This is a genomic window from Nocardiopsis ansamitocini (genome assembly GCF_030268225.1).
GTDB classification, from domain to species: Bacteria; Actinomycetota; Actinomycetes; order Streptosporangiales; family Streptosporangiaceae; genus Nocardiopsis_D; species Nocardiopsis_D ansamitocini.
Genome location: NZ_BSQG01000005.1, coordinates 255,925 through 276,770 on the forward strand (window position 1 = coordinate 255,925; position 20,846 = coordinate 276,770).

General features: G+C 72.7%; 6 protein-coding genes. All 6 read right to left on the reverse strand.

Annotated elements, in window-relative coordinates; translation table 11 throughout:
* Positions 1 to 37: 37 nt before the first annotated feature.
* The 6 genes from QSJ59_RS16080 to QSJ59_RS16105 all read right to left on the reverse strand — a co-directional run bounded on the left by QSJ59_RS16080 (position 38) and on the right by QSJ59_RS16105 (position 20,839).
* Entirely contained in the window at positions 38 to 844 is an 807-nt protein-coding gene (locus QSJ59_RS16080; protein ID WP_285760377.1) for a siderophore-interacting protein, read from the reverse strand.
* A 92-nt stretch (positions 845 to 936) separates the two neighbouring features.
* On the reverse strand, positions 937 to 2,208 hold the full coding sequence (gene entS, locus QSJ59_RS16085) for an enterobactin transporter EntS (protein WP_285760378.1): 1,272 nt from the start codon (positions 2,206 to 2,208) through the stop codon (positions 937 to 939).
* A gap of 167 nt (positions 2,209 to 2,375) precedes the next feature.
* Positions 2,376 to 2,588 (reverse strand): MbtH family protein, encoded by a 213-nt coding sequence (locus QSJ59_RS16090; protein WP_285760379.1) that lies wholly within the window; start codon positions 2,586 to 2,588, stop codon positions 2,376 to 2,378.
* A 42-nt stretch (positions 2,589 to 2,630) separates the two neighbouring features.
* A complete protein-coding gene (locus tag QSJ59_RS16095; protein WP_285760380.1) occupies positions 2,631 to 6,617 on the reverse strand; it encodes an amino acid adenylation domain-containing protein in 3,987 nt (1,328 codons plus the stop codon).
* A gap of 46 nt (positions 6,618 to 6,663) precedes the next feature.
* Positions 6,664 to 9,882, reverse strand: coding sequence for an amino acid adenylation domain-containing protein (locus QSJ59_RS16100; protein ID WP_285760381.1), 3,219 nt, complete (start codon positions 9,880 to 9,882; stop codon positions 6,664 to 6,666).
* Between the two features lie 40 nt (positions 9,883 to 9,922).
* The gene (locus QSJ59_RS16105; RefSeq protein ID WP_285760382.1) at positions 9,923 to 20,839 is read right to left on the reverse strand and encodes a non-ribosomal peptide synthetase; all 10,917 of its coding nucleotides are present in this window, start codon (positions 20,837 to 20,839) and stop codon (positions 9,923 to 9,925) included.
* Positions 20,840 to 20,846 lie beyond the last annotated feature (7 nt).

Consider the following 20,846-nt stretch of genomic DNA (forward strand, 5'->3'; position numbering starts at 1 on the left):
ACGGCACCAGAATACGGCGGCCACCCCGCCCGACGGGTCAGGCGTGGTGGTCGAGGTTGACGGCTCCTCGGCGCCAGTAGCCGTCGGTCTCGGCCGACTCCCCGCGGACGAAGCCGTACTCCTTGAGCAACCCGCGGATCGGTTTGAGGCTGTCGGCCTCACCGGCGGCCCAGGCGAATCCGCTCCCCTCCGGGGGCCGCCACGCGCGCAGTGCGCGCTCCAGCACGTCGGTCGTGCCCGGCTCCGCGTCCCCTCGGTGCACCCAGGTGATGCGCGCGCCCCGGGGTGCGGCGACCTCCTGCTCCTCAGCGGCATCGACGACTTCGAGGAAGGCGTGTACGACCGCGTCGGGCGCCAGCCCTTCGATCAGGCGCAGTGCCGCCGGCAGCGCGGTCTCGTCCGCGGCGACCAAGTGGTAGTCGAATCCGGTGGGCGGGAACCGGGTTCCGCGCGGCCCCAGTACGCCAAGGACCTGGCCGGGCCGGGCCTGCGCCGCCCAGCGGCCGGCCGGCCCGTGCTCGTGGGCGACGAAGTCCACGACGAGCTCACCGGCCCGCGCGTCGTAGCGCCGGACGGTGTAGTCGCGAAAGACGATCCCCTCTGCGCGGATGTTCCAGCGCTCGTCCTCGACCATCACCGGCATGACGTGGCGGCCGGTGCCCTCTTCGGGAAAGAACAGCTTGACGTGGTCGGCGTGGTTGTCGGTGCGAAAACCCGCCAGGTCGTCGCCGACCAGAACCACCTGGATCATCCGCGGGGTGATGCGGCGTACCGCGGCCACCTCAAGGGCCCGGGGTTTGAGCGGATAGAACTCGACGCGGCCGGCGGATCGGGTCGCGGTCATGGGCGGCACCTCTACACTCGTGCGACGAACCCGGTCCGGAGCCGGTCGTCGTCGGGGTCGGGGTCGGGGCGGGACCGCACGGCCCCACCGTCTCAGGTCGGTTGTGGGGCGCTGTCGGCCTCGTCGGCCGGGTCCGCCATACGGGCGGCGCGCAGCGACGGGAAGGCCGCCAGGACGGCGCCCCCCAACGCGATGGTCAGCACGCCCCCCGCCATGACGGCCGCAGCAGGGCCGACAAAAGGCGCTATCGCCCCCAGGGTCAACGCTCCGGCGGAGGCCCCGAGAGTGGATTGGGCGGTCCAGACGCTGTTGACCCGGCCGCGCAGCGCGTCCGGGGTCTGGGACTGGAGGAGCGAATACCGCAGGATCTCCTCGACGACCTCGGCCAGACCGAGAAGGACGAGGGCCCCGCACGCCGGCAGCAGGGTGGGGCTGGCCCCCAGGCACAGGACGGCGCCACCGCACATCAGGACGGCACCGCCCACCACAGCCCCCGCACGGTCCACTCTTCCGGTCCAGCCACTGGTCAGCGAGCCGAGCAGCGCGCCCACAGCGGGTGCCGTGTAGAGCAGTGCCGCGGTCGTGGCGTCACCGTCGAGGACCTTGTCGGTGAACTCCGGGATGAGGACCTGCGGAGCGGCGAACAGCAGTTGGACGAACCCCAGGAGCAGCAACGGGCCCACGACACGGTGGCGAACGGCGAAGCCCAGCCCTTCGCCGATCGCCGCGACCACCGACTGCCGCGCGACCGCGCCCTGCGGGTGCAGTGCCGGCAACCGCAGTACGAGCAGAGTGGTCAGTGCGGACGCGACGGCCGTCACCGTGTAGTTCGCGGTGAAACCCCAGGCCGCGATGATGATCCCGCCCAGCGCCGGGGCAGCCACCATTCCCACTTCGCTGCTGAGCGCGATCAGGGCACCGGCCGCGGGGAGTTTGTCCCTGCCCACCAGCGCGGGAGCCGATGCCTGTAGGCCCACTGCGCTGAACGTCCCGACCACACCGTTGAGGACCGCACAGGCGTAGATCGCCGCGAGGGCGGGCTGGTCGGGCAGGGCGGAGTTGAGGGCGAGGCCGGCGAACGCCAGGGTCGCCGCGGCCCTGCCGGTGATGATCAACCGGCGACGGTCCACCCGATCGGCCAGCAACCCCCCGATGAGCGTGCCCGCCAGAACCGAGGCCCCGGCCGTGGCGGAGACGGTGGCCACCAGGAGGGACGACCGGGTCGCGTCATAGACCTGGAGCGGCAGCGCCACCATGGTGAAGCCGATCCCGAACAAGGAGACGACCCGGGCGGTGAACACTGCCCGAAAGGCGGGACTGGAACGCAGCGGGCTGAGGTCGATGACGAAATCGGCGAGTTTCACGGGACTCCAGTTTGCGCGGCTCGGCACCCGCCCCACAACATAATATTAGGCAAGGCTCACCTTATCAGGGTGGGTCGACCGGTTCGGCTGTCCTCGGGACGACGGTGACACGCCCTCCGGGTCGGCGGGCGGCGCTTTACGCCCGCGTACCGACCCGGAGGCCCGGCCTAGGACTCCCCCATGGCCACGCGCAGACTGCGCGGGCGCAGGTCCCCCCAATTGGCGTTGACGTAGTCCAGCGCCTCCTCCCGGCTGCCCGGGCCGTGCACGATCCGCCAGCCCGCAGGGACTTCGGCGAACTCGGGCCACAGGGAGTGCTGGTCCTCGTCGTTGACCAGGACCAGGAACACGCCTTCGGTGTCGTCGAACGGGTTGCTCATCGGTATTCCTCCATCAATGCTCGGGGACGGGAAAACAGGGGCCTAGCGGCCCTGGGGTTCGGCGTTCTCGACGCCCTCGGCGACAACCGGGCCGATCACGGCCATCACCGCGGGGGTGGCGAAATCGTCGTGGTCGCAGTTGACGTCGTGGTTGACGACCGTTCCGGCGACCTTGGGGCCCCAGTGCCGGTGGTCGCGATACTGGGCACCGGGGCTGACGTTGGCCTTGGCGGTGAAGACCACGAGATCACCGTCGTAGGGGCGGTACTCGGTGAAGGGCATCAGGCGCCCGATGTGGATCCAGGACTCCAGGATCCAGGTCAGGGTGGCGTCGTCCTGGGCGGCCAGGAGCGGGTGGTCACTGGCGCGCAGAACCGGGAACACCTGTTCGCGCACCAAGGGCGGCCCTCCCGCGTCCTGGACGGTGGCGCGGGCGTAGGCGAGCATGTCCGACAGTGCCGTCTGCTCCAGTTCGACCGGGTCGGTCACCGTCGACATCTCCTCCAGCGGGGGAACCGGGAAGGTGTCCAGCAGGGCCAGTAGTCCGACCCGCTCCCCGGCTTCGCGCAGCAGGGTGGCCGCCGTGTAGGCGACCTGCCCGCCGTAGGACCAGCCCACCAGGTGGTAGGGCCCTTCGGGCTGGACCGCGCGGATGCGCTCCAGGTAGTAGTGCGCCATCTCCTCGGTACTGGCCGGCATCCGGGAGACGTCGCCCGAGGAGGGCGGTTGGAGTCCGTAGACGGCCCGCCCCTCCTCGATGTAGGGGGCCAGTCCGGCGAATCCCCAGGAGACGCCATGCCCGGGGCTGAAGCAGAAGACGGCCTTCTTGCGGCGTCCCTCGCGCAGAGGCAGCAGGGAGGACCGGGCATGTTCGGAGGCCGCACCGGTGTCGGCCACGTGCGCGGCCAGCCGGGCGACCGTGGGGGCGAGAACCAGGGTGCTGGCGGTGAGCCGGACCCCCATGGCCTTGCGGATGCGGCCCACCGCACGCATCGCCAGCAGTGAGTGGCCGCCCAGGACGAAGAAATCGTCGTCCACGGTGACCTCGGGCAGACCCAGCACCTCCGCGAAGATCGCGCACAGCGCCGTTTCGCGCTCGTCGCGCGGGGGCCGCCCGACGCTCGGGCGCGGTTCGGGGGCCGGCAGCGCGCGCTGGTCGAGCTTGCCGTTGACCGTCAGCGGAAGCGCGTCGAGCTCGACGAGAGCTGCGGGGACCATGGCTGCGGGCAGCCGCCGCGCCAGATCCGCACGCACCTCCTCCAGATCGGCACCGCCCCTGGCGGGGACGACGTAACCGATCAACCGTTTCGCCCCGGGGACGTCCTCACGCACCGCGATGGCGGCCTGGGCCACACCCGCACACGCGGCCAGCTCCGACTCCACCTCCCCGGGCTCGATACGAAAGCCCCGGATCTTGACCTGGTCGTCGGTGCGGCCCAGGAAGTCCAGCCGTCCGTCGGCGCGCCAGCGCACGAGGTCGCCGGTGCGGTAGACGAGGCTGCCCGCCGCACCGGCGGGGTTGGCCACGAACCGTTCCGCGGTGAGGTCGGGGCGGCCGGCGTATCCGCGTGCAAGCCCCACACCGTCCAGGTAGAGCTCTCCGGGGACCCCCACCGCAACGGGGCGCAGGGCGGTGTCCAGCACCAGGGCCCTGGTGTTGGCGATGGGGCCGCCGACGGTGGGGGTGGCGCTCTCGTGGGTGCCACCGCCCAGCGCGTTGATGGTGTACTCGGTGGGGCCGTAGAGGTTGTAGCCCAGTACGCCCTCGGCCTCGGCAAGGCGCTCCCAGACCGCTTCCGAGACCGCCTCTCCCCCGAGCAGCACCAGGCACGGCCGATGCCGCGAGGCGTCGAGCAGACCGTCGTCGACGAGTTGGGCGCAGTAGGAGGGCGTGACGTTGATGACGTCGATGGCGTGCTTCGCACAGTAGGAAGTGAGGGTCAGGGAGTCGCGGCGCATCTCCTCGTCCATGAGGTGGACTTCGTGCCCTTGGACGAGCCACAGCAGTTCCTCCCACGACATGTCGAAGGAGAACGAAACCGTGTGGGCGATGCGCAGCACCCGGTTGCCGGCATCGGCCACGACCGGGTCGAAGATGGCGGCGCGGTGGTTGAGCAGCATGTTGGTCAGGCCGCGGTAGGGCACCGCCACGCCTTTGGGTTCGCCGGTGGAGCCGGAGGTGTAGATGGTGTAGGCGATGGCGTCGGGCGAGGCGGGAGCGGTGCGTTCGGCGTCGGTGATATCGGCGGCGCCGGTCACGTCCAGCAGGTCGAGCGTCTCCGGGGCGTCCAGGACCAGGCGCTCCAGGCCGGGCACCCCGGGAACCCGGTCGTGGGAGGAACGGCTGACGAGGACCATGGCCGGGGCAGAGCGGACGAGCATACCCGCCAGGCGTTCGGCCGGATGGTCGAGTTCGAGGGGGACGTAACCCGCCCCCGCCTTGAGGACCGCGAACAGGGCCACCACGGAGTCCACCGAGCGCGGCACCCCGATGGCCACCAGCGTCTCCGGGCCGACCCCGCGGTCGATGAGCACGCGGGCCAGGCGGTTGATCCTCGCGTTGAGTTCGGCGAAGGAGAGTTCGATGTCGCCGAAGACCAACGCGGTGCGTTCGGGCCAGCGCTGGGCGCCCTCCTCGAAAAGCGTGGCGATGGAGGTCGCGGGCAGGTCCAGGGCCGTGTCGTTGAACGCCTCGATCGGGGCCAGGTCGGTGTCGGCGAAGAGCCGCAGGCGGCCCACTTGTTGTTCGGGACGGGCCGCCATCAGGCGCACCGCCCGAAGTGCGGAGTCGAGGGTGCGGCGGGCCAGCGCGTCGTCCACCTTGTCGGGCCGATAGGCCAACTGGATCTCGTAACCGTTCTCATCGGGGCGGATGACGAAGGTCAACGGGTAGTGCGTCTGGTCGGAGTCGCTGATCTCGCTGAGGCCGGTCTCGCGCACCAGTTCTTCGAAGGCGGCGTCACGGCGGGGCATGTTCTGCAACACGTAGAGGGTGTCGAAGAGCTGCCCGGCGCCGGTGGCGTGCTGGATCTGGGCCAAGCCCGTGTAGTGGTGGGGCAGCAGCGCGGTCTGCTCGGCCTGCACTCTGCGGAGCAGGTCCAGGACGCGCTCGCCGGGACGCAGCACGACCCGCACCGGCAGGGTGTTGAGGAACAGCCCGATCATCGATTCCACCCCGGCCAACTCGGGCGGACGTCCCGAGACCGTGCTGCCGAAAACCACGTCGTCCCGGCCCACCAGTGCACCGAGCGCCATTGCCCACGCCGTGCTGAAGACGGTGTTGGCGGTGACCCGCGCCGTGCGGGTGAGCGCGGTGACGGCATCGGCTTCGGCACCGGACAGGTGCTCGGTGAGCGGGACCGAGACCACGTTGCGGCCGTCGGGATCGGGGCGGGCCACGAGCGTGGGTTCGGTGAACCCCGACAGCGCCTCCTGCCAGGCGGCCAAGTCGGCGGCCTGATCACGGTCGCGCAGCCAGGCGAGGTAATCGCGGAAGGGACGGACCTCGGGCAGGGCTGCGGGTTCGGTGCCGCGGTAGAGCTCCAGCAGCTCGCGTTTGAACAGACCGAGCGACCAGCCGTCGGCGAGGATGTGGTGGCTGGTGGACAACAACGCGGAGTGCTCGTCGTCCAGGCGCACGAACACGTAACGGAACAGGGGTGGTTTGGCGAGGTTGAACCGGCGGTGGCGCTCGTCCTGCCAGACCCGTTCCAGCGCGGCCTCGCGTTCGGCGGGCGCGGTGGCGCCGAGGTCGACCTCGCGCCAAGGGGCGACGGCCGTGCGCACAATGAACTGGACCGGTTGTTTGACGCCCTCGTGCAGGAACCCGGCGCGAAGATTGGGATGACGCTCGAACACGGTCTCGCAGGCGGCGGTGCGCAACGCGGTGGTGTCCACCGGCCCGGTGAAGCGGAACAGCGTCTGCACGGTGTAGACGTCGATGTCATCGGCGGTGTAGACGGCGTGGTAGAGCAGCCCCTCCTGGAGCGGGGTGAGCGGGAGCACGTCTTCGAGTGCGGGCTTGGGCACCGCTGCCTCCTCATACTTGGTTCGTTGTCGGTGGACTGCCCGGGCGTCACTGCTCATCGCGCAGTAGTGCCTCCAACGCGCCGAGGTCGTCGTCCTCCAGCGACACCAGGGACATGGCGGCGGGCCCGGCCGGGGTATCCGCCGGTTCCTCTGCGAGCGGACGTGCGGCGCGGGCCAGCGCGTCCGGGGTCTTGTGGGCGAACACGTCCTGGACGGTGATGGCCAGACCGCGGGCGCGCAGCCGGTTGCCGAGCTGGATGGCCAGGATGCTGTCGCCGCCCAGGGCGAAGAAGTCGGTGTCGACGCCGGCGTCGGGCAGTCCCAGGACGTCGGCGAAGGCGGCACACAGCGTCGTCTCCACGGCGGTGCGGGGGCGGTGCCGTCCGCTGAACACGGCCAGGTCGGGTTCGGGCAGTGCCGCGCGGTCGACCTTGCGGTTGGCCGTGAGCGGGAACCGGTCGAGGAGCGTGATCGCTGCGGGCACCATGTATTCCGGCAGTGTCCGTGCCAGGTCCTGGCGCAGTCGGACCGGGTCGGGGGCTGTGCCGGTGTGCGCTACTGCGTAGCCCAGCAGCCGGGGGCGTCCGGTCGCGTCCTCCCGGGCCACGACGACGGCCTGGGCGACGTCGGGATGTTCGGTGAGGGCCGCCTCGATCTCGCCCAACTCGATCCGGAAACCGCGGATCTTGACCTGGTGATCGCTGCGCCCCAGAAAGTCCAGTGACCCGTCGGCCCGCCAGCTCGCCAGGTCACCGGTGCGATACATCCGCTCCCCCGGCCCCCCGTACGGATCGGCGACGAACCGCTCGGCCGACAGATCGGGACGACCGACATATCCCCTGGCCAGTCCGATCCCCGCGATGTAGAGGTCGCCGGGGGTGCCCTCCCCCACCGGGTGCAGGGCACCGTCGAGCACGTAGACCCGGGTGTTGGCGATGGGCCGCCCGATACCCACCCGGCGTCCCGTCACACGGTCGGCGGTGGACCACACCGTGGTCTCGGTCGGACCGTAGAGGTTCACCGCGCCGCGTGTTCCATGCGCGAGGTCCTCGGCCAGGTCGGGGGGAAGCGCCTCGCCCCCCACGAGGGCGCGCAGCCCGCTCGCCGCCGTCGGGGCGTGGGCCAGCAGCGCCCGCCACAGGGTGGGGGTGGCCTGCATGACGGTGGCCCCGCTGGAGGCGCACAGGGCCGCCAACGCCGCGGGGTCGCGCACCGTCTCCTTGCCGGCCAGCACCAGGGTTGCTCCGGCCATGAGCGGCAGGTAGAGCTCCAGGGCGAAGATGTCGAAGCCCACCGTGGTGACCGCCAGCATCCGGTCCTCGGGCGTGAGCGGGAACCGGGCGGCCATGTCGGCGAGGAAGTTGGCCAGGGCGTCGTCGGGCACCGCCACCCCCTTGGGGCGTCCGGTGGAACCGGAGGTGTAGAGCAGGTAGGCCAGTTCGTCGGCGCGGCGGGGACCGACACGCTCCTCGGAAGCGAGGGGGGTGTCGGGGAGTGCGGCGAGGGCGGTCAGGGTGTCGGGCGCGTCCAGGACCACCCGTTCGGCCGTGTCGGGGAGGGCGGGGGCGAGGTCGGTGGTGGTCACCAGGAGGACCGCGCCGGAGTCGGCGAGCATGTGGGCGAGCCGGTCCGCGGGGAAACCGGGGTCGAGGGGCAGGTAGGCGGCCCCGGTCTTGCGCACCGCCAGGAGGGCGGCGACGAGGTCGACGCTGCGCTCCAGCGCCACTGCCACGACGCGTTCGGGGGCCGCACCGCGCCGCAGGAGAAGCCGCGCCAAGCGGTCGGCGCGCGCGTCGAGGTCGCGGTAGGAACATTTCCCCTTGTCGCTGACAACGGCGACGTGGTCGGGAGCATTGCGTGCGGCGACCTCCATGCGGTGAAACGAGGAGGGTCCGACCGGACCGCTGACCGCGGGCGCACCGAAGGATTGCACGGTCGCACGGCGTGTTGGGGGCAGCAGGTACGGCCGGCCCACCGGCCGGTCGGCCGAGGGAGGGGTGGGCGCGGTGAATCCGGTGAGGAACTCGGTGAGCTCTGCGGCGCGCTCGGCGAGGTCGGCTTCGGGGTAGCGTGCGGCGTTGGCGTTGGCGTGGACCTGGAGGGTGTCGCCGGTTCGGCGCACTGACAGCGAGAGGTCGTCGACCGGCCCCTCCGAAAGCGTGTGCGTGAGTGCCCCCGCCCCGGCAAAGGACAACGCATAGTCGAACGCCTTGATATTGACCATCGGACCGTACAGACCCGTCGCACGACCCACCAGCCCCAGATCACGCCGCACCTCCTCCGCCCGGTACCGCTGATGCCCACGCACCCCCCGCAGGCCGTCCCGGGTCGCGGCGACCAGGGCGTGAACGCCGGTGGCCGGACCGATGTCCAATCGCAGGGGCAGGATGTTGACGACCATGGCGGGGGTGCGCAGCGCCACCGACCCCAGACGCCCCATCACCGGCACCCCCACCACCACGTCACGACGCCCCGTACGACGATGGGTGTAGGCGGCGACACCGGCGACCACGGCCTCGGCCCAGGTCGCCCCGCTGCGCCCGCCCAGCGCGTCGAGTGCGCCGGCCATGCCCTCCGGCAGGTCGAGGACGTGTCTTCGGCAGCCCCGTGCGGGTGCGGGAGGGGCGGTGCTGAGCAGTGCGGGTTCGGGCCGGTCGGCCAGGGTCTTCGTCCAGAACGCACGGTCGGCGAGGTACTGGGGGCCGGCGCGGTAGGCGGTCTCGGCCCCGACGACGTCGGCCAGGGTCCCGAAGCGGCGGGGCGGCACACGTCCGGCCGCCAGTGCGGTGTGCACCTCGGCGACGCGGCGGGCCAGGGTGGTGATCCCGTAGGCGTCGAGAATGATGTGGTGGGCCCGCTGGTACCACAGGTGCTGGTCGTCGGCGAGGCGGTAGACGGTGTAGTCGAACAGCGGTCCGCTCAGCGGGTCGACGGCGGTGGCCATGTCGCGATGCATGAGCCCGTATGCGACGGTGCGGGGGTCGGTGTGGCCGCGCAGGTCCACCACCGGCAGCGACCAGTCCAGTCGGGGCCGGATGATCTGGTGGGGGACGTCGCCCTCGACGCCCAGACCGGTGCGCAGCGCATCGGTCTCGTCGATGACCGCACGCACGGCCTCTTCGAAGACGGCGAGATCCAGGGGGCCGGTGATCCGGGCGTACTGGCCGACGTTGTAGGCGGCCGTCCCCGGATCGACGCGCAGCGCGTACCACACGCCCAGTTGGGCGCCGGTCAGTGCCAGGCGGACACTGTCGGGGGAGTTCATGGTCTCCTGCTCTCGGTGGGTGGGGCGCTGACGAAGGGGATCACAGGTCACGCAACAGGGCTTCGATGTCGTCGATCTCGTCCTGGTCCAGGGAGACCAGTGACAGGTCCGAGGGGGTGGCCCCGCCCGCACCGGTGCCGGCCGCGTGGGCGGCGATACCGCGCAATGCCGCGAACCATCCTTCGGCCAGGTCGTCGACCTGCTGTTCACTGACCAGCCGGGGCGCCCACCGCCAGGATGCCACCAGGCGCACGGCGCCGTCCTCCTCGTGGACGACCGCGTTGACCTCGACGGGGTGGCTGAGCGGCTGGTCCGGGTCGGCGGTGTCGGGCAGTTCGGCCGCTTCGGGGACGCGCTGCCATGGAGCGTCCGTGCCCACCGGGAAGCGGCCCAGGTAGTTGAACAGCAGACCGGGGGTGTCCAGGCGGGCGAGCTCGGCCGCGGTGTCGGGGGCGAGGTGGCGCAGCAGGCCGAACCCGATTCCGTGGTCGGGGACGCGGCGCAGTGCCTCTTTGACGCGTTTGACGGCGACGCCCGCGGCCGGGCCGCCCGCGACGGCGTCCTCGGCGTCCAGACCGCCCAGGTCCAGTGCCACGGGGTAGACGGTGGTGAACCAGCCGACCGTGCGCGACAGCTCGGCACCGCCGATGACGTCCTCGCGACCGTGGCCCTCGATGTCTACCCGCCAGGCCCCTGCGGGGACGCCCGGGGCGCGCCATCGGGCGAGTGCCAGCGCGAGGGCGCTCAGGAGCACGTCGTCGGCGCCCGCTCCGAAGGCGGGTGCGACGACGCTCAGAACGGTGTCGGTGAGGTCGGCGGACAGGGTGTAGGTGCGGGTGGCCGCGGTGGCGACCGTATCGCCGGCGGGGTCCAGGCGTGCGGTGAACGGTGCGGGCGCGGCCAGGGTCGCACGCCACAGGTCGAGTTCACCGGCGCGGTGGGCGCCGCGGGCGTGCTCGACGAGGTCTTCGGCCCAACGGCGCAGGGGGGTCCCCGTGGGTTGGGGGGCGGGGTCCCGCCCGGCCAGCGCCGCCGTATAGGCCCGGCCCAGGTCGGGCAGCAGGATGCGCCAGGAGACGCCGTCAACGGCGAGGTGGTGCACGACCAGCAGGAGCCGGCCGGGTCGGTCGGGGCCCGCGTCCAAGCGTACGGCGGCCACGACCCGACCCGCGGCGGGGTCGAGGCGGTCGGCCGCGGCGTGGGCCTCGTGGGCGGTTCGGTGCCGGAGGGCGTCGCCGTCCAGACCGGACAGGTCCGCCTCGCGCAGGACCTCCTCCGCGCGTACCGTGCCGGGGGGCGGGACCAGTGCGCCGACGTCGGGGTCGGCCGGGTCGACGATCAGGCGAAGCGCGTCGTGGTGGTCCAACAACGCCTGGAGGGCCGTGGAGAGCGCCCTGTGGTCGGTGGGGGCCGGCAGGCGCACCAACTGGGTCTGGTTGTACCGGCGCACCGGACCGCCGCGCTCGAACAGGTCGCGCATGATCGGGGTCCACGGCAGGCGGCCCAGGCCGGCCTCGGGATCTGCCGCCCGGGGGGATTCGGTGTCGTCGAGGGGGACCGCGACGCCGGCGAGTCCGGCGACCGTCGGATGCTCGAAGACGTCGCGGGTGGAGAGGGCCAGTCCCAATCCGCGCACACGACCCACCAATTGGATGGAGACGATGCTGTCACCGCCGAGGGCGAAGAAGTCGTCGTCGACGGTCACCTCGGGGAGGCCGAGCACCTCGGCGAACGCGGCGGCCAACGCTGCTTCGACGGTGTCGGCTGCCCCCCGCCCCGTCCCCCTGCCCGGGGTCTGGGGCGCGGGCAGCGCGGACACGTCGAGCTTGCCGCTGACCATCAGCGGCAGGTCGTCCATGACGACCAGGGCCGAGGGGACGAGGTGCGTTGGCAGGACCCGGGCGAGTTCGGCGCCGAGCGCATCGGGGTCGAGGGCGGTGTCGGGGCCGGGGACGGCGTAGCCGACCAGGCGCGGCCCCGCGGGACCGTCCGAACGTGCCACGACCGCGCACCGTGCGACCCCCCGCAGTTCCGCCAGTGCGGCCTCGACCTCTCCGGGTTCCACGCGCAGGCCGCGGATCTTGACCTGGCCGTCGGCGCGGCCCAGGATCTCGACCCGGCCGTCGGCGCGCAGCCGGGCGCGGTCGCCGGTGCGGTACATGCGTGCTCCCGGTGCGGCGAAGGGGTCGGCGACGAATCGCTCGGCGGTTCCGCCGGGGCGGTTGAGGTACCCCAGTGCCAGGTGGGCTCCGGAGAGGTAGAGCTCGCCGGCCACACCTGGCGGTACCGGTCGCAGCCAGGCGTCGAGCACGTAGCGGGCGGTGCCGGGCAGTGGATGCCCCGCAGTGGGCGCGGGAGTGTCGGCGACGTCCCCGACGAGGGCGTCCACGGTGCTCTCGGTGGGGCCGTAGAGATTGAGCACCCGGGTGTCGGGCAGGGCCCGCATCCGCGTCCACAGCGATGCGGGGAACGCCTCACCCCCCACCACCGCGATCCGCGGCATGGTGAAGTCGTGGCCCGCGTCCAGGAGCCGCTGCCAGAACGTCGGGGTGAAGTCCAGGTAGTCGATGGCGTGTTCGGTGACGTAGCGGGCCAGGCGCGGCGGGTCAAGGTAGTGGTCCTGGTCCAGCAGGTGGAGTTCGTGTCCCAGGAACAGCGCCAGGAAGGCGTCCCAGGAGGCGTCGAAGGTGAAGGACACGGTGTGGGCGACGCGCAGCGGCTCCCGCGCGGAGCCGAACAAACCGGTGCGGTGGTGGTCGAGCAGGTTGGCCAGGGCCCGGCGCGGCACGACCACGCCCTTGGGGGTTCCGGTGGAGCCCGAGGTGGAGACGAGGTAGGCGGGGGCGTCGGGCGTCCGGGGAGGATCGGCCGGGGGTGGGCCGGGAGCATCGACGCGGTCGGAGGCGTCGAGGTCGATGACCGGGCTCTTCTCCGGCAACTCGGTGTCGAAGCCGGCGGCGCGCAGGACGGCGACGGGTGCGAGGTCGGCGAGGAGCGTCGCCAGTCGCGCGGGCGGGTGGTCGGCGTCGAGGACCAGGTAGGCGGCGCCGACCTTGAGGGCGGCCAGGATCGCCACGGGCAGGCGGACCGAGCGGGGCACCGCCAGCGCGATCCGGTCGCCCGGCGCCACTCCACGGGTGCGCAGCAGGCGGGCCAGGCGCTCGGCGGCCGCGTCGAGCTCGGCGAAGGTGAGCACGCCGGCGGGGTGGACCAGTGCGCGACGGTCCGGCCACCGGGCGACGGTGTCCGCGAAGACGTCGGCCGCGTCCCGGGGGGCGGTGGCGAGCGGGGCGGGCGCAAGCGTCGTTCTTTCGGCGCCGGTGACCAGGGCGAGGCGGTTCACCGGCTGGTCGGGGTCGGCCGCGATCTGTTCCAGCAGGCCGGCGATCCGGTCGACCAGTTCGCGGGCCGTCGCCTCGGGGAGCACGCCGATGCGGTGGTCCAGGTGCAGCAGCAGGCGCCGGCGAGGGTAGGCGGTAAGGGTGAGGGGGTAGTGGGTGGCGTCGTCGAAGGACACCGCGCTCAGCACCGCACCGGCGAAGTCCCGACCGCGCAGCTCCTGGTCGTCGGGGTGGTTCTCCACGACCAGGAGCGTGTCGAAGAGGGTGCCCAGGCCCGCAGCGCGCTGCACCTGTGGGAGCCCGGCGTGCTGGTGGTCCAGCAGCGCGGCGTGCTCGGCGTGGACCCGACGCAGCAGTGCGGCTGCGCTCTCCCCCGGGTTCAGTCGGACCCGTGCCGGCACGGTGTTGACGAACAGTCCGACCATCTCCTCGACACCGGGCAGCGCGGCCGGGCGCCCCGACACGGTCTCGCCGAAGACCACGTCGGTGCGGTCGGCGAGCGTGCCCAGCACCAGGGCCCACACGGCGCGCAGCAGCGTGCCCGTGGTGATCTCCAGTCGGCGCACCAGGTCGGCGAGGCGCCCGGTGAGTTCCGGGGAGAGCTCCAGGCGGGCGCGCACGGCCGGCCCGGTGTCGGCGTCACCGTTGGGGGCGACCAGGGTGGGGCCGTCGAGCCCGCTCAGGGCGCTGCGCCAGGCGTCCTCCGCGACGGAGGGGTCCTGGTCGGCCAGCCAGGCGAGGTGGTCGCGGTAGGCCGGTGCCGGGTCGAGGGGGTACCCGGCGTACTGGGCGAGCAGGTCGCGCAGGAGCAGGGGCATCGACCATCCGTCCAGGACGGCGTGGTGGTGGGTCAGGACCAACCGGGAGGCGTGCGCGGACATCCGCACCAGAGCCATGCGCAGCAGCGGCGGTCGCGCCAGGTCGAAGCCGGCCGCGCGTTCGGCGCGGGCGACGCCGGCCACCAACGCCTCGGGGTCACCGGCCGGGTCCGCGGTGTCGGACCGCCAGGGCAGCCGCGCGCCCTCGACGACGAACTGCACCGGTTCGTCAAGGCCCTCGTGGGCGAACCCGGCGCGCAGGTTGGGGTAGCGCTGTAGCAGAGCGTCGGCGGCCCGGTGCAGCCGCTCGGGGTCGATGTCACCGGCCAGTTCAAGAACGGCCTGGTAGACGTAGGTGTCGTCGGCTCCGCCGTGCAGGGCGTGGAAGACGAAACCCGCCTGTAGTGGGGTGGTGGGCCAGATCTGGTCGACGCCGGCCGGGCCGGCCGCGGTCGTCACGGCGCGCCGCTGGGCGTCGGTGAGGGGCACGTCGAGGACGGTGGCCGAAGGGGCGGTTGCGGCCGTGCGGGCCGCGCGGGCCAGTGCGGCGACCGTGCGCAGCTCGAACACCTCGCGCACGGTGAGTTCCAGCCCTGCCGACCGGGCCCGGCCCACCAGTTTCATGGCGGTGATGCTGTCGCCGCCCAAGGCGAAGAAGTCGTCGTCCGTCCCGGGTTCGGTACCGGCCAGCAGTCGCCCGACGGCGGTTGCGAGGACCTGCTCGGCCCGGTTGCGGGGGGCCGTGCGCTGGACGGGGGCGGCGGCGTCGGGCGCGGGAAGCGCCGCGCGGTCGACCTTGTTGCTCGAGGTCAGCGGTAGCGCGTCGAGGAACACCAACGCTGAGGGGACCATGTAGTCGGGAAGCAGCCGGGCCAGTGCCCCCAGCAGTACGGCGGGATCGGGGCGTTCACCGGTGCCCACCACGGCATAACCGGTCAACTGGGTGACGCCGGCCGCGCTGGCGTGCGCGGCGGCTGCCGCAGCGGTCACCCCCGGCTGGCGGGCCAGGACCGACTCGATCTCGCCGAGTTCGATGCGGTGCCCGCGAATCTTGACCTGGTGGTCGGTGCGGCCCAGGAAGTCGGTGCGGCCGTCGGCGCGCACCCGGGCACGGTCCCCGGTCCGGTAGAGCCGGGTGCCGGGCGGACCGAAGGGGTCGGCGACGAAGGCCGCGCTGGTGAGGTCGGGGCGCCCGGCGTAACCGCGGGCGGTGAACGGGCCGCCGATGAAGAGGTCGCCCACCGTTCCCGGCGGCACGGGGCGCAGTGCGTGGTCGAGTACGTGGAACCGGTAGCCGGGAAGGGGACGGCCGATGGTGGGATCGGCGGGGTCGGTGACCTGCTCGGCCGATGCCCAGACGGTGGCTTCGGTGGGGCCGTAGAGGTTGGTCACCCGGGCACCCGCCGCGGCGAGGCCGGTGGCCAGATCGGCGGGCAGGCTCTCGCCGCCGGTGAGCAGCCTCAGCCCGGGGAGGATCTGTGGTGCCTCGCTCAACAGCGCTCGCCACAGCGTGGGGGTGCCCTGCATGACGTCGGCGCCGCTAAAGGCGCGCAGGGCCGCCAACGCCGCGGGGTCCAGCACCGTGTCGCGGTCGGCGAGAACCACGGTCGCGCCGTGCAGCAGGGGCAGGAACAGTTCCAGGACGGAGATGTCGAAGACGAGCGTGGTCACGGCCAGCATCCGCTCGCCCCGCCCCAATGGCACCGCTTCCCCGACGGAGGCCAGGAAGGCGTCCATCGCGCCGCGGGACACCACCACGCCCTTGGGCCGACCGGTTGAGCCCGAGGTGAAGATGGCGTAGGCGGTCGCGGCCGGGTCGCGCAGGGCCTGTTCGCCGCCAGTCAGCGGCTTCGGGGAGAGCGAGCGCAGTTCAGCGGCGGTTTCGGGGGCGTCCAGGATGATCGTCGCGACGTCGTCGGGCAAGGCGGCAGCGAGCTCGGTGGTGGTGACGAGTAGGCGCGCCCGGGCGTCGGACAGCATCCCGGTGATGCGCCCGGCGGGTTGTGCGGGGTCGAGCGGCAGGTAGGCGCCTCCGGCACGCAGTATCCCCAGCAGGGTCGGCACCAGCACCGAGGAACGGGGCAGGGCCACGCCCGTGACCGATTCGGGCCCCGCACCCCGGGCGGCGAGCAGGCGCGCGGTCCGGTTGGCGGCGGCGTCGAGTTCGGCGTAGTCCAGGACGGCGTCGGCGGCGACGACGGCGGGAGCGCCCGGGTCGAGCCGGGCGTACTCGGCGACGCGGTCGGTGAGGTCGACGGTTTCGGGGGCGGGGGCCGCGGGCGGGTGCGCGCGCTCGTGGGGGGAGCGCGGGTCGATGTCGCGGACCCGGACCCCGGGATCGGTCGCGACTTGGGTGAGGACCGCCGCGAGGCGGTCGAGGATCAGGGCGGCCTCCCGCGCGTCGAAGGCGTCGGTGCGGTGAACCAGCCGCAGCCCGAGGCGTGCGCCGGGGAACACGCTCAGCGCCAACGGGTAGTGGGTGGCGTCGGTGACGGTGGTGTCGGTGACGGTCAGCCCGCCGTGCTCCCCGTCCGCCACGCGTGCACGCAAGGGGAAGTTCTCGAAGACCAGGAGGGTGTCGAAGAGGGGGCCCAGACCTGCGGCGCGTTGAATGTCGGCCAGGCCGCGGTGCTGGTGCTCCAACAGCGCGGTCTGGCGGGCGCGCAGGTCGCCGAGCACGTCGCTCACGCGGTCGCCCGGGCGGGCCTGCACGCGGACGGCGATGGTGTTGATGAACATCCCGATCGCGGTCTCGGCGTCGGCGACGTCGGCGGATCGTCCGGCGACGGTGGCACCGAACACGACGTCGGGACTGTCGGTGAGGGCGCCGAGCAGCAGCCCCCACCCTGCCTGGACGAGCGTGTTGGGGGTGGTGCCGAGGCGTCGGGCGGTGGCGTCGAGGGCGTCGGTGGTCGCGCCCGGCAGTTCCAGTAGGGCGGTTGCGGTCGGCCCCGGGACTGCGGTCGGTGCTTCGGGCGCCACGAGGGTCGGGGCGGACAGTCCGCGCAGTTCCGCGGCCCATGCCTCATCGGCCGACCGGTTGTCGCGCCCGGCGAGCCACTCCAGGTGGGCACGTATCGGGCCAGGCCCGGCCGGCGCGGTTCCCGACGCGCCGGTGGCGTAGAGGTGGAGGAGATCGCGCAGGTAGAGAGGGATGGACCAGCCGTCGAGCAGGATGTGGTGGTGGGTGACGGCGATGCGCTGGTGTCCCGGTCCCAGCCGGATCAGCGTGACGCGCCACAACGGGGGCCTGGTCAGGTCGAAGGGCTCGGCGAGATCGTGCTCGGCGAGATCGGTGAGGGCACGTGCGCGCTCGTCGTCGGACAGCTCACCCAGGTCGACCTCGGTGAGCGGCGCGTGGATGCCGACGGCCGCGAACTGAACGGGCGAGGCGTCACCGTCCTGCCAGAAGCCCGTGCGCAGGGCGGGGTGGCGGTTGGCCAGTGCGGCCAGCGCAGCGCGCAACCGCGCGGTATCCAGTTCACCGTCCAGGTCCACTTGGGTGCGTACGACGTAGGGATCGTGTCCGGCAAAGTAGCGGCTCTGGAAGAACAACCCCTCCTGGAGGGGGGTGAGGGGCAGGACGTGGTCGATGCCGGTCGGGCCATCGGGGTCGAGCCCGGCCCGGTCCGCCCGGATCAGACGCTCGATGTCGGCGTCGGGTCGGAGGGACACCGCCGATACGGGGGCCGGGGCGGCCGTGGCGACGCGCGCGAGGGCCGCAACGGTCCGGTGCTCGAAGACCTGCGCCATGGTCAGGGCGATTCCGGCGGTGCGCGCCCGGTTCACGGCCTGGATGGCCAGGATGCTGTCGCCGCCCAGCGCGAAGAAGTCGTCGTCGACACCTACGGCGTCGCCGCCGAGAAGGTCACCGAAGACAGCGAGCAGCGTCCGCTCCCCCGCGCCGCGCGGTGCACGTCCGCTGGGACCGGCGACGGGCCCGGGTTCGGGCAGTGCGGCACGGTCGATCTTGCGGTTGGCGGTCAGTGGCAGGGCGTCCAACGTCACCAGCGCTGCGGGAAGCATGGAGTCGGGCAGCCGACCGGCCAGGTGGGTGCGCAGTTCCGCCGGGTCGGGCTCCCGTCCGACAGGGACCAGGTACCCGACGAGGACGGTACGCCCCGGGGTGTCCTCCCGGGCCACGACGACGGCCTGGGCGACGTCGGGATGTTCGGTGAGGGCCGCCTCGATCTCGCCCAACTCGATCCGGAAACCGCGGATCTTGACCTGGTGATCGCTGCGCCCCAGAAAGTCCAGTGACCCGTCGGCCCGCCAGCTCGCCAGGTCACCGGTGCGATACATCCGCTCCCCCGGCCCCCCGTACGGATCGGCGACGAACCGCTCGGCGGTGAGGGAGAACCGGCCCAGGTAGCCGTGGGCGAGACCGGCTCCGGCGATGTAGAGGTCGCCGGGGGTGCCCTCCCCCACCGGGTGCAGGGCACCGTCGAGCACGTAGACCCGGGTGTTGGCGATGGGCCGCCCGATGCTCACCTCCCCGCTCTCCACGGCTGCTGCCGTGGACCACACCGTGGTCTCGGTCGGACCGTAGAGGTTGGTGGTGGGACCGTGGGCGGCCAGTCGGCGGGCCAGGGCGGGGGGCAGTGCTTCGCCGCCCACCAGGATGCGCAGCCCTCTCAGGACATCGGCGTTCTCGTCGGCCAGGGCCTGCCACAGGGTGGGGGTGGCCTGCATGACGGTGGCCCCGCTGGAGGCGCACAGGGCCGCCAACGCCGCGGGGTCGCGCACCGTGTCACGGGTGGCCAGGACCACGGCCGCGCCGTGCAACAGCGGCAGGTATAGCTCCAGGGCGAAGATGTCGAAGCCCACCGTGGTGACCGCCAGCATCCGGTCCTCGGGTGCGAGCGGGAACCGGGCGGCCATGTCGACGAGGAAGTTGACGAGGCCGCGGTGGGAGACGACCACCCCCTTGGGGCGGCCGGTGGAACCGGAGGTGTAGAGGACGTAGGCGGCGCTGTCGATGGCCGACGTGCCCGAGCCGGCCCCGGCTCGGTCGAAGGGGCGCCCCGGGGCCGCGGCCACCGCGGTCAGGGTGTCGGGCGCGTCCAGGACCACCCGTTCGGCCGTGTCGGGGAGGGCGGGGGCGAGGTCGGTGGTGGTCACCAGGAGGACCGCGCCGGAGTCGGCGAGCATGTGGGCGAGCCGGTCCGCGGGGAAACCGGGGTCGAGGGGCAGGTAGGCGGCCCCGGTCTTGAGCACGGCAAGGAGGGTGGCGACGAGGTCGGCGGTGCGCTCCAGCGCCACTGCCACGACCCGGCCGGGAGCCGCACCGTGCTGGTGGAGGACGTGGGCCAGCCGGTCGGCGCGGGCGTCGAGTCGCCTGTGGGTGACAACGGCGTCTGCGGTGATCAGAGCGGGGGCGTCGGGAGTACGTGCGGCGGCCTCCGCCAACAGATCGGGCAGTGGCCGGTCGGGCACGGCACGGTCGGTGGCGTTGAGGCCGGTCAGGAGCCGGTGGCGCTCGCCGTCGGTGAGGAGGCCCAGGCGGGCCACGGGATCGGTGGTGCGTGCCCGGGACAGGTCGGTGAGCAGTCGGACGAATTCGGCCAGGCGCTGTGCGGCGTCGGCCGCACAGTAGCGTGCGGCGTTGGCGTTGAGTTCGAAGCGCAGGGCACCGTCGGTGCCGCGGTAGACCGACAGCGAGAGGTCGTCGACCGGGCCCTCCGAAAGCGTGTGCGTGAGTGCCCCCGCCCCGGCAAAGGACAACGCATAGTCGAACGCCTTGATATTGACCATCGGACCGTACAGACCCGTCGCACGACCCACCAGCCCCAGATCACGCCGCACCTCCTCCGCCCGGTACCGCTGATGCCCACGCACCCCCCGCAGCCGGTCGAGGGTGTGGGCCAGGGCCTCGCCGATAGCGGTGGCGGGGGCGAGGTCCAGGCACAGTGGCAACACGTTGACGACCATGGCGGGGGTGCGCAGCGCCACCGACCCCAGACGCCCCATCACCGGCACCCCCACCACCACGTCACGACGCCCCGTACGACGATGGGTGTAGAGACCGAAGGCCGCGATGACCGTCTCGGCCCACGTCCCTCCGGTCTCGGCGGCGAGTCGGTCGATCCCGGCGAGGGCATCGGGGCCGAGCCCGCCGTCGGCGCGGACGGTGGTGCGGGGCGGCGCGGGCGGGGCATCGCTGAGCAGGGCGGGTTCGGCCCGACCGGACAGCAGCTCCCCCCAGTAGGTACGGTCCGCGGCGGCAGCGGCGGAACCGGTGTACGCGTGCTCGGCGGCGATGACGTCGGCCAGTGCTCCGGTGCGCGCTGCCCGGGGCTCGCTTCCCTCGGCCAGGGCGGTGTAGACCTCCGCGACCCGGCGGGCGACCTGCGTGACGGTGAAGGCGTCGGCGACGACGTGGTGGTAGCGCTGGTACCACAGGCAGCGGTGCTCGCTTAGGAGGAGCAGGGCGTGGGCGTGCGGCGGCCCCGCCGCGAGATCGGCGGGCACCGCCATGTCCTGGCGCATCCATTCCAGTGCCGTGGCCTCGGGGTCGGCCTGCGTCCGCAGGTCGCGCACGTCCAACAGGGGGTCCCAGTCGTCGAGGACCTCTTGCAGGGGATGGCCGTCCGCGTCGGCGAAGCGGGTTCTCAGCGCCTCGGCCTCGGCGACCGCCTTACGCAGGGCGGCCGCCAGCAGCCGGGGATCGAGGGCCGCCGGGATGTCGACGTACTGCCCGACGTTGTAGACGGGGTTGGTGACGTCGACCTGCTGGGCGTACCAGACGCCGGCCTGGGCCGCGGTGAGCGGGAGGCGGGATGCGGAGTGGTCGGCCATCGGCAGG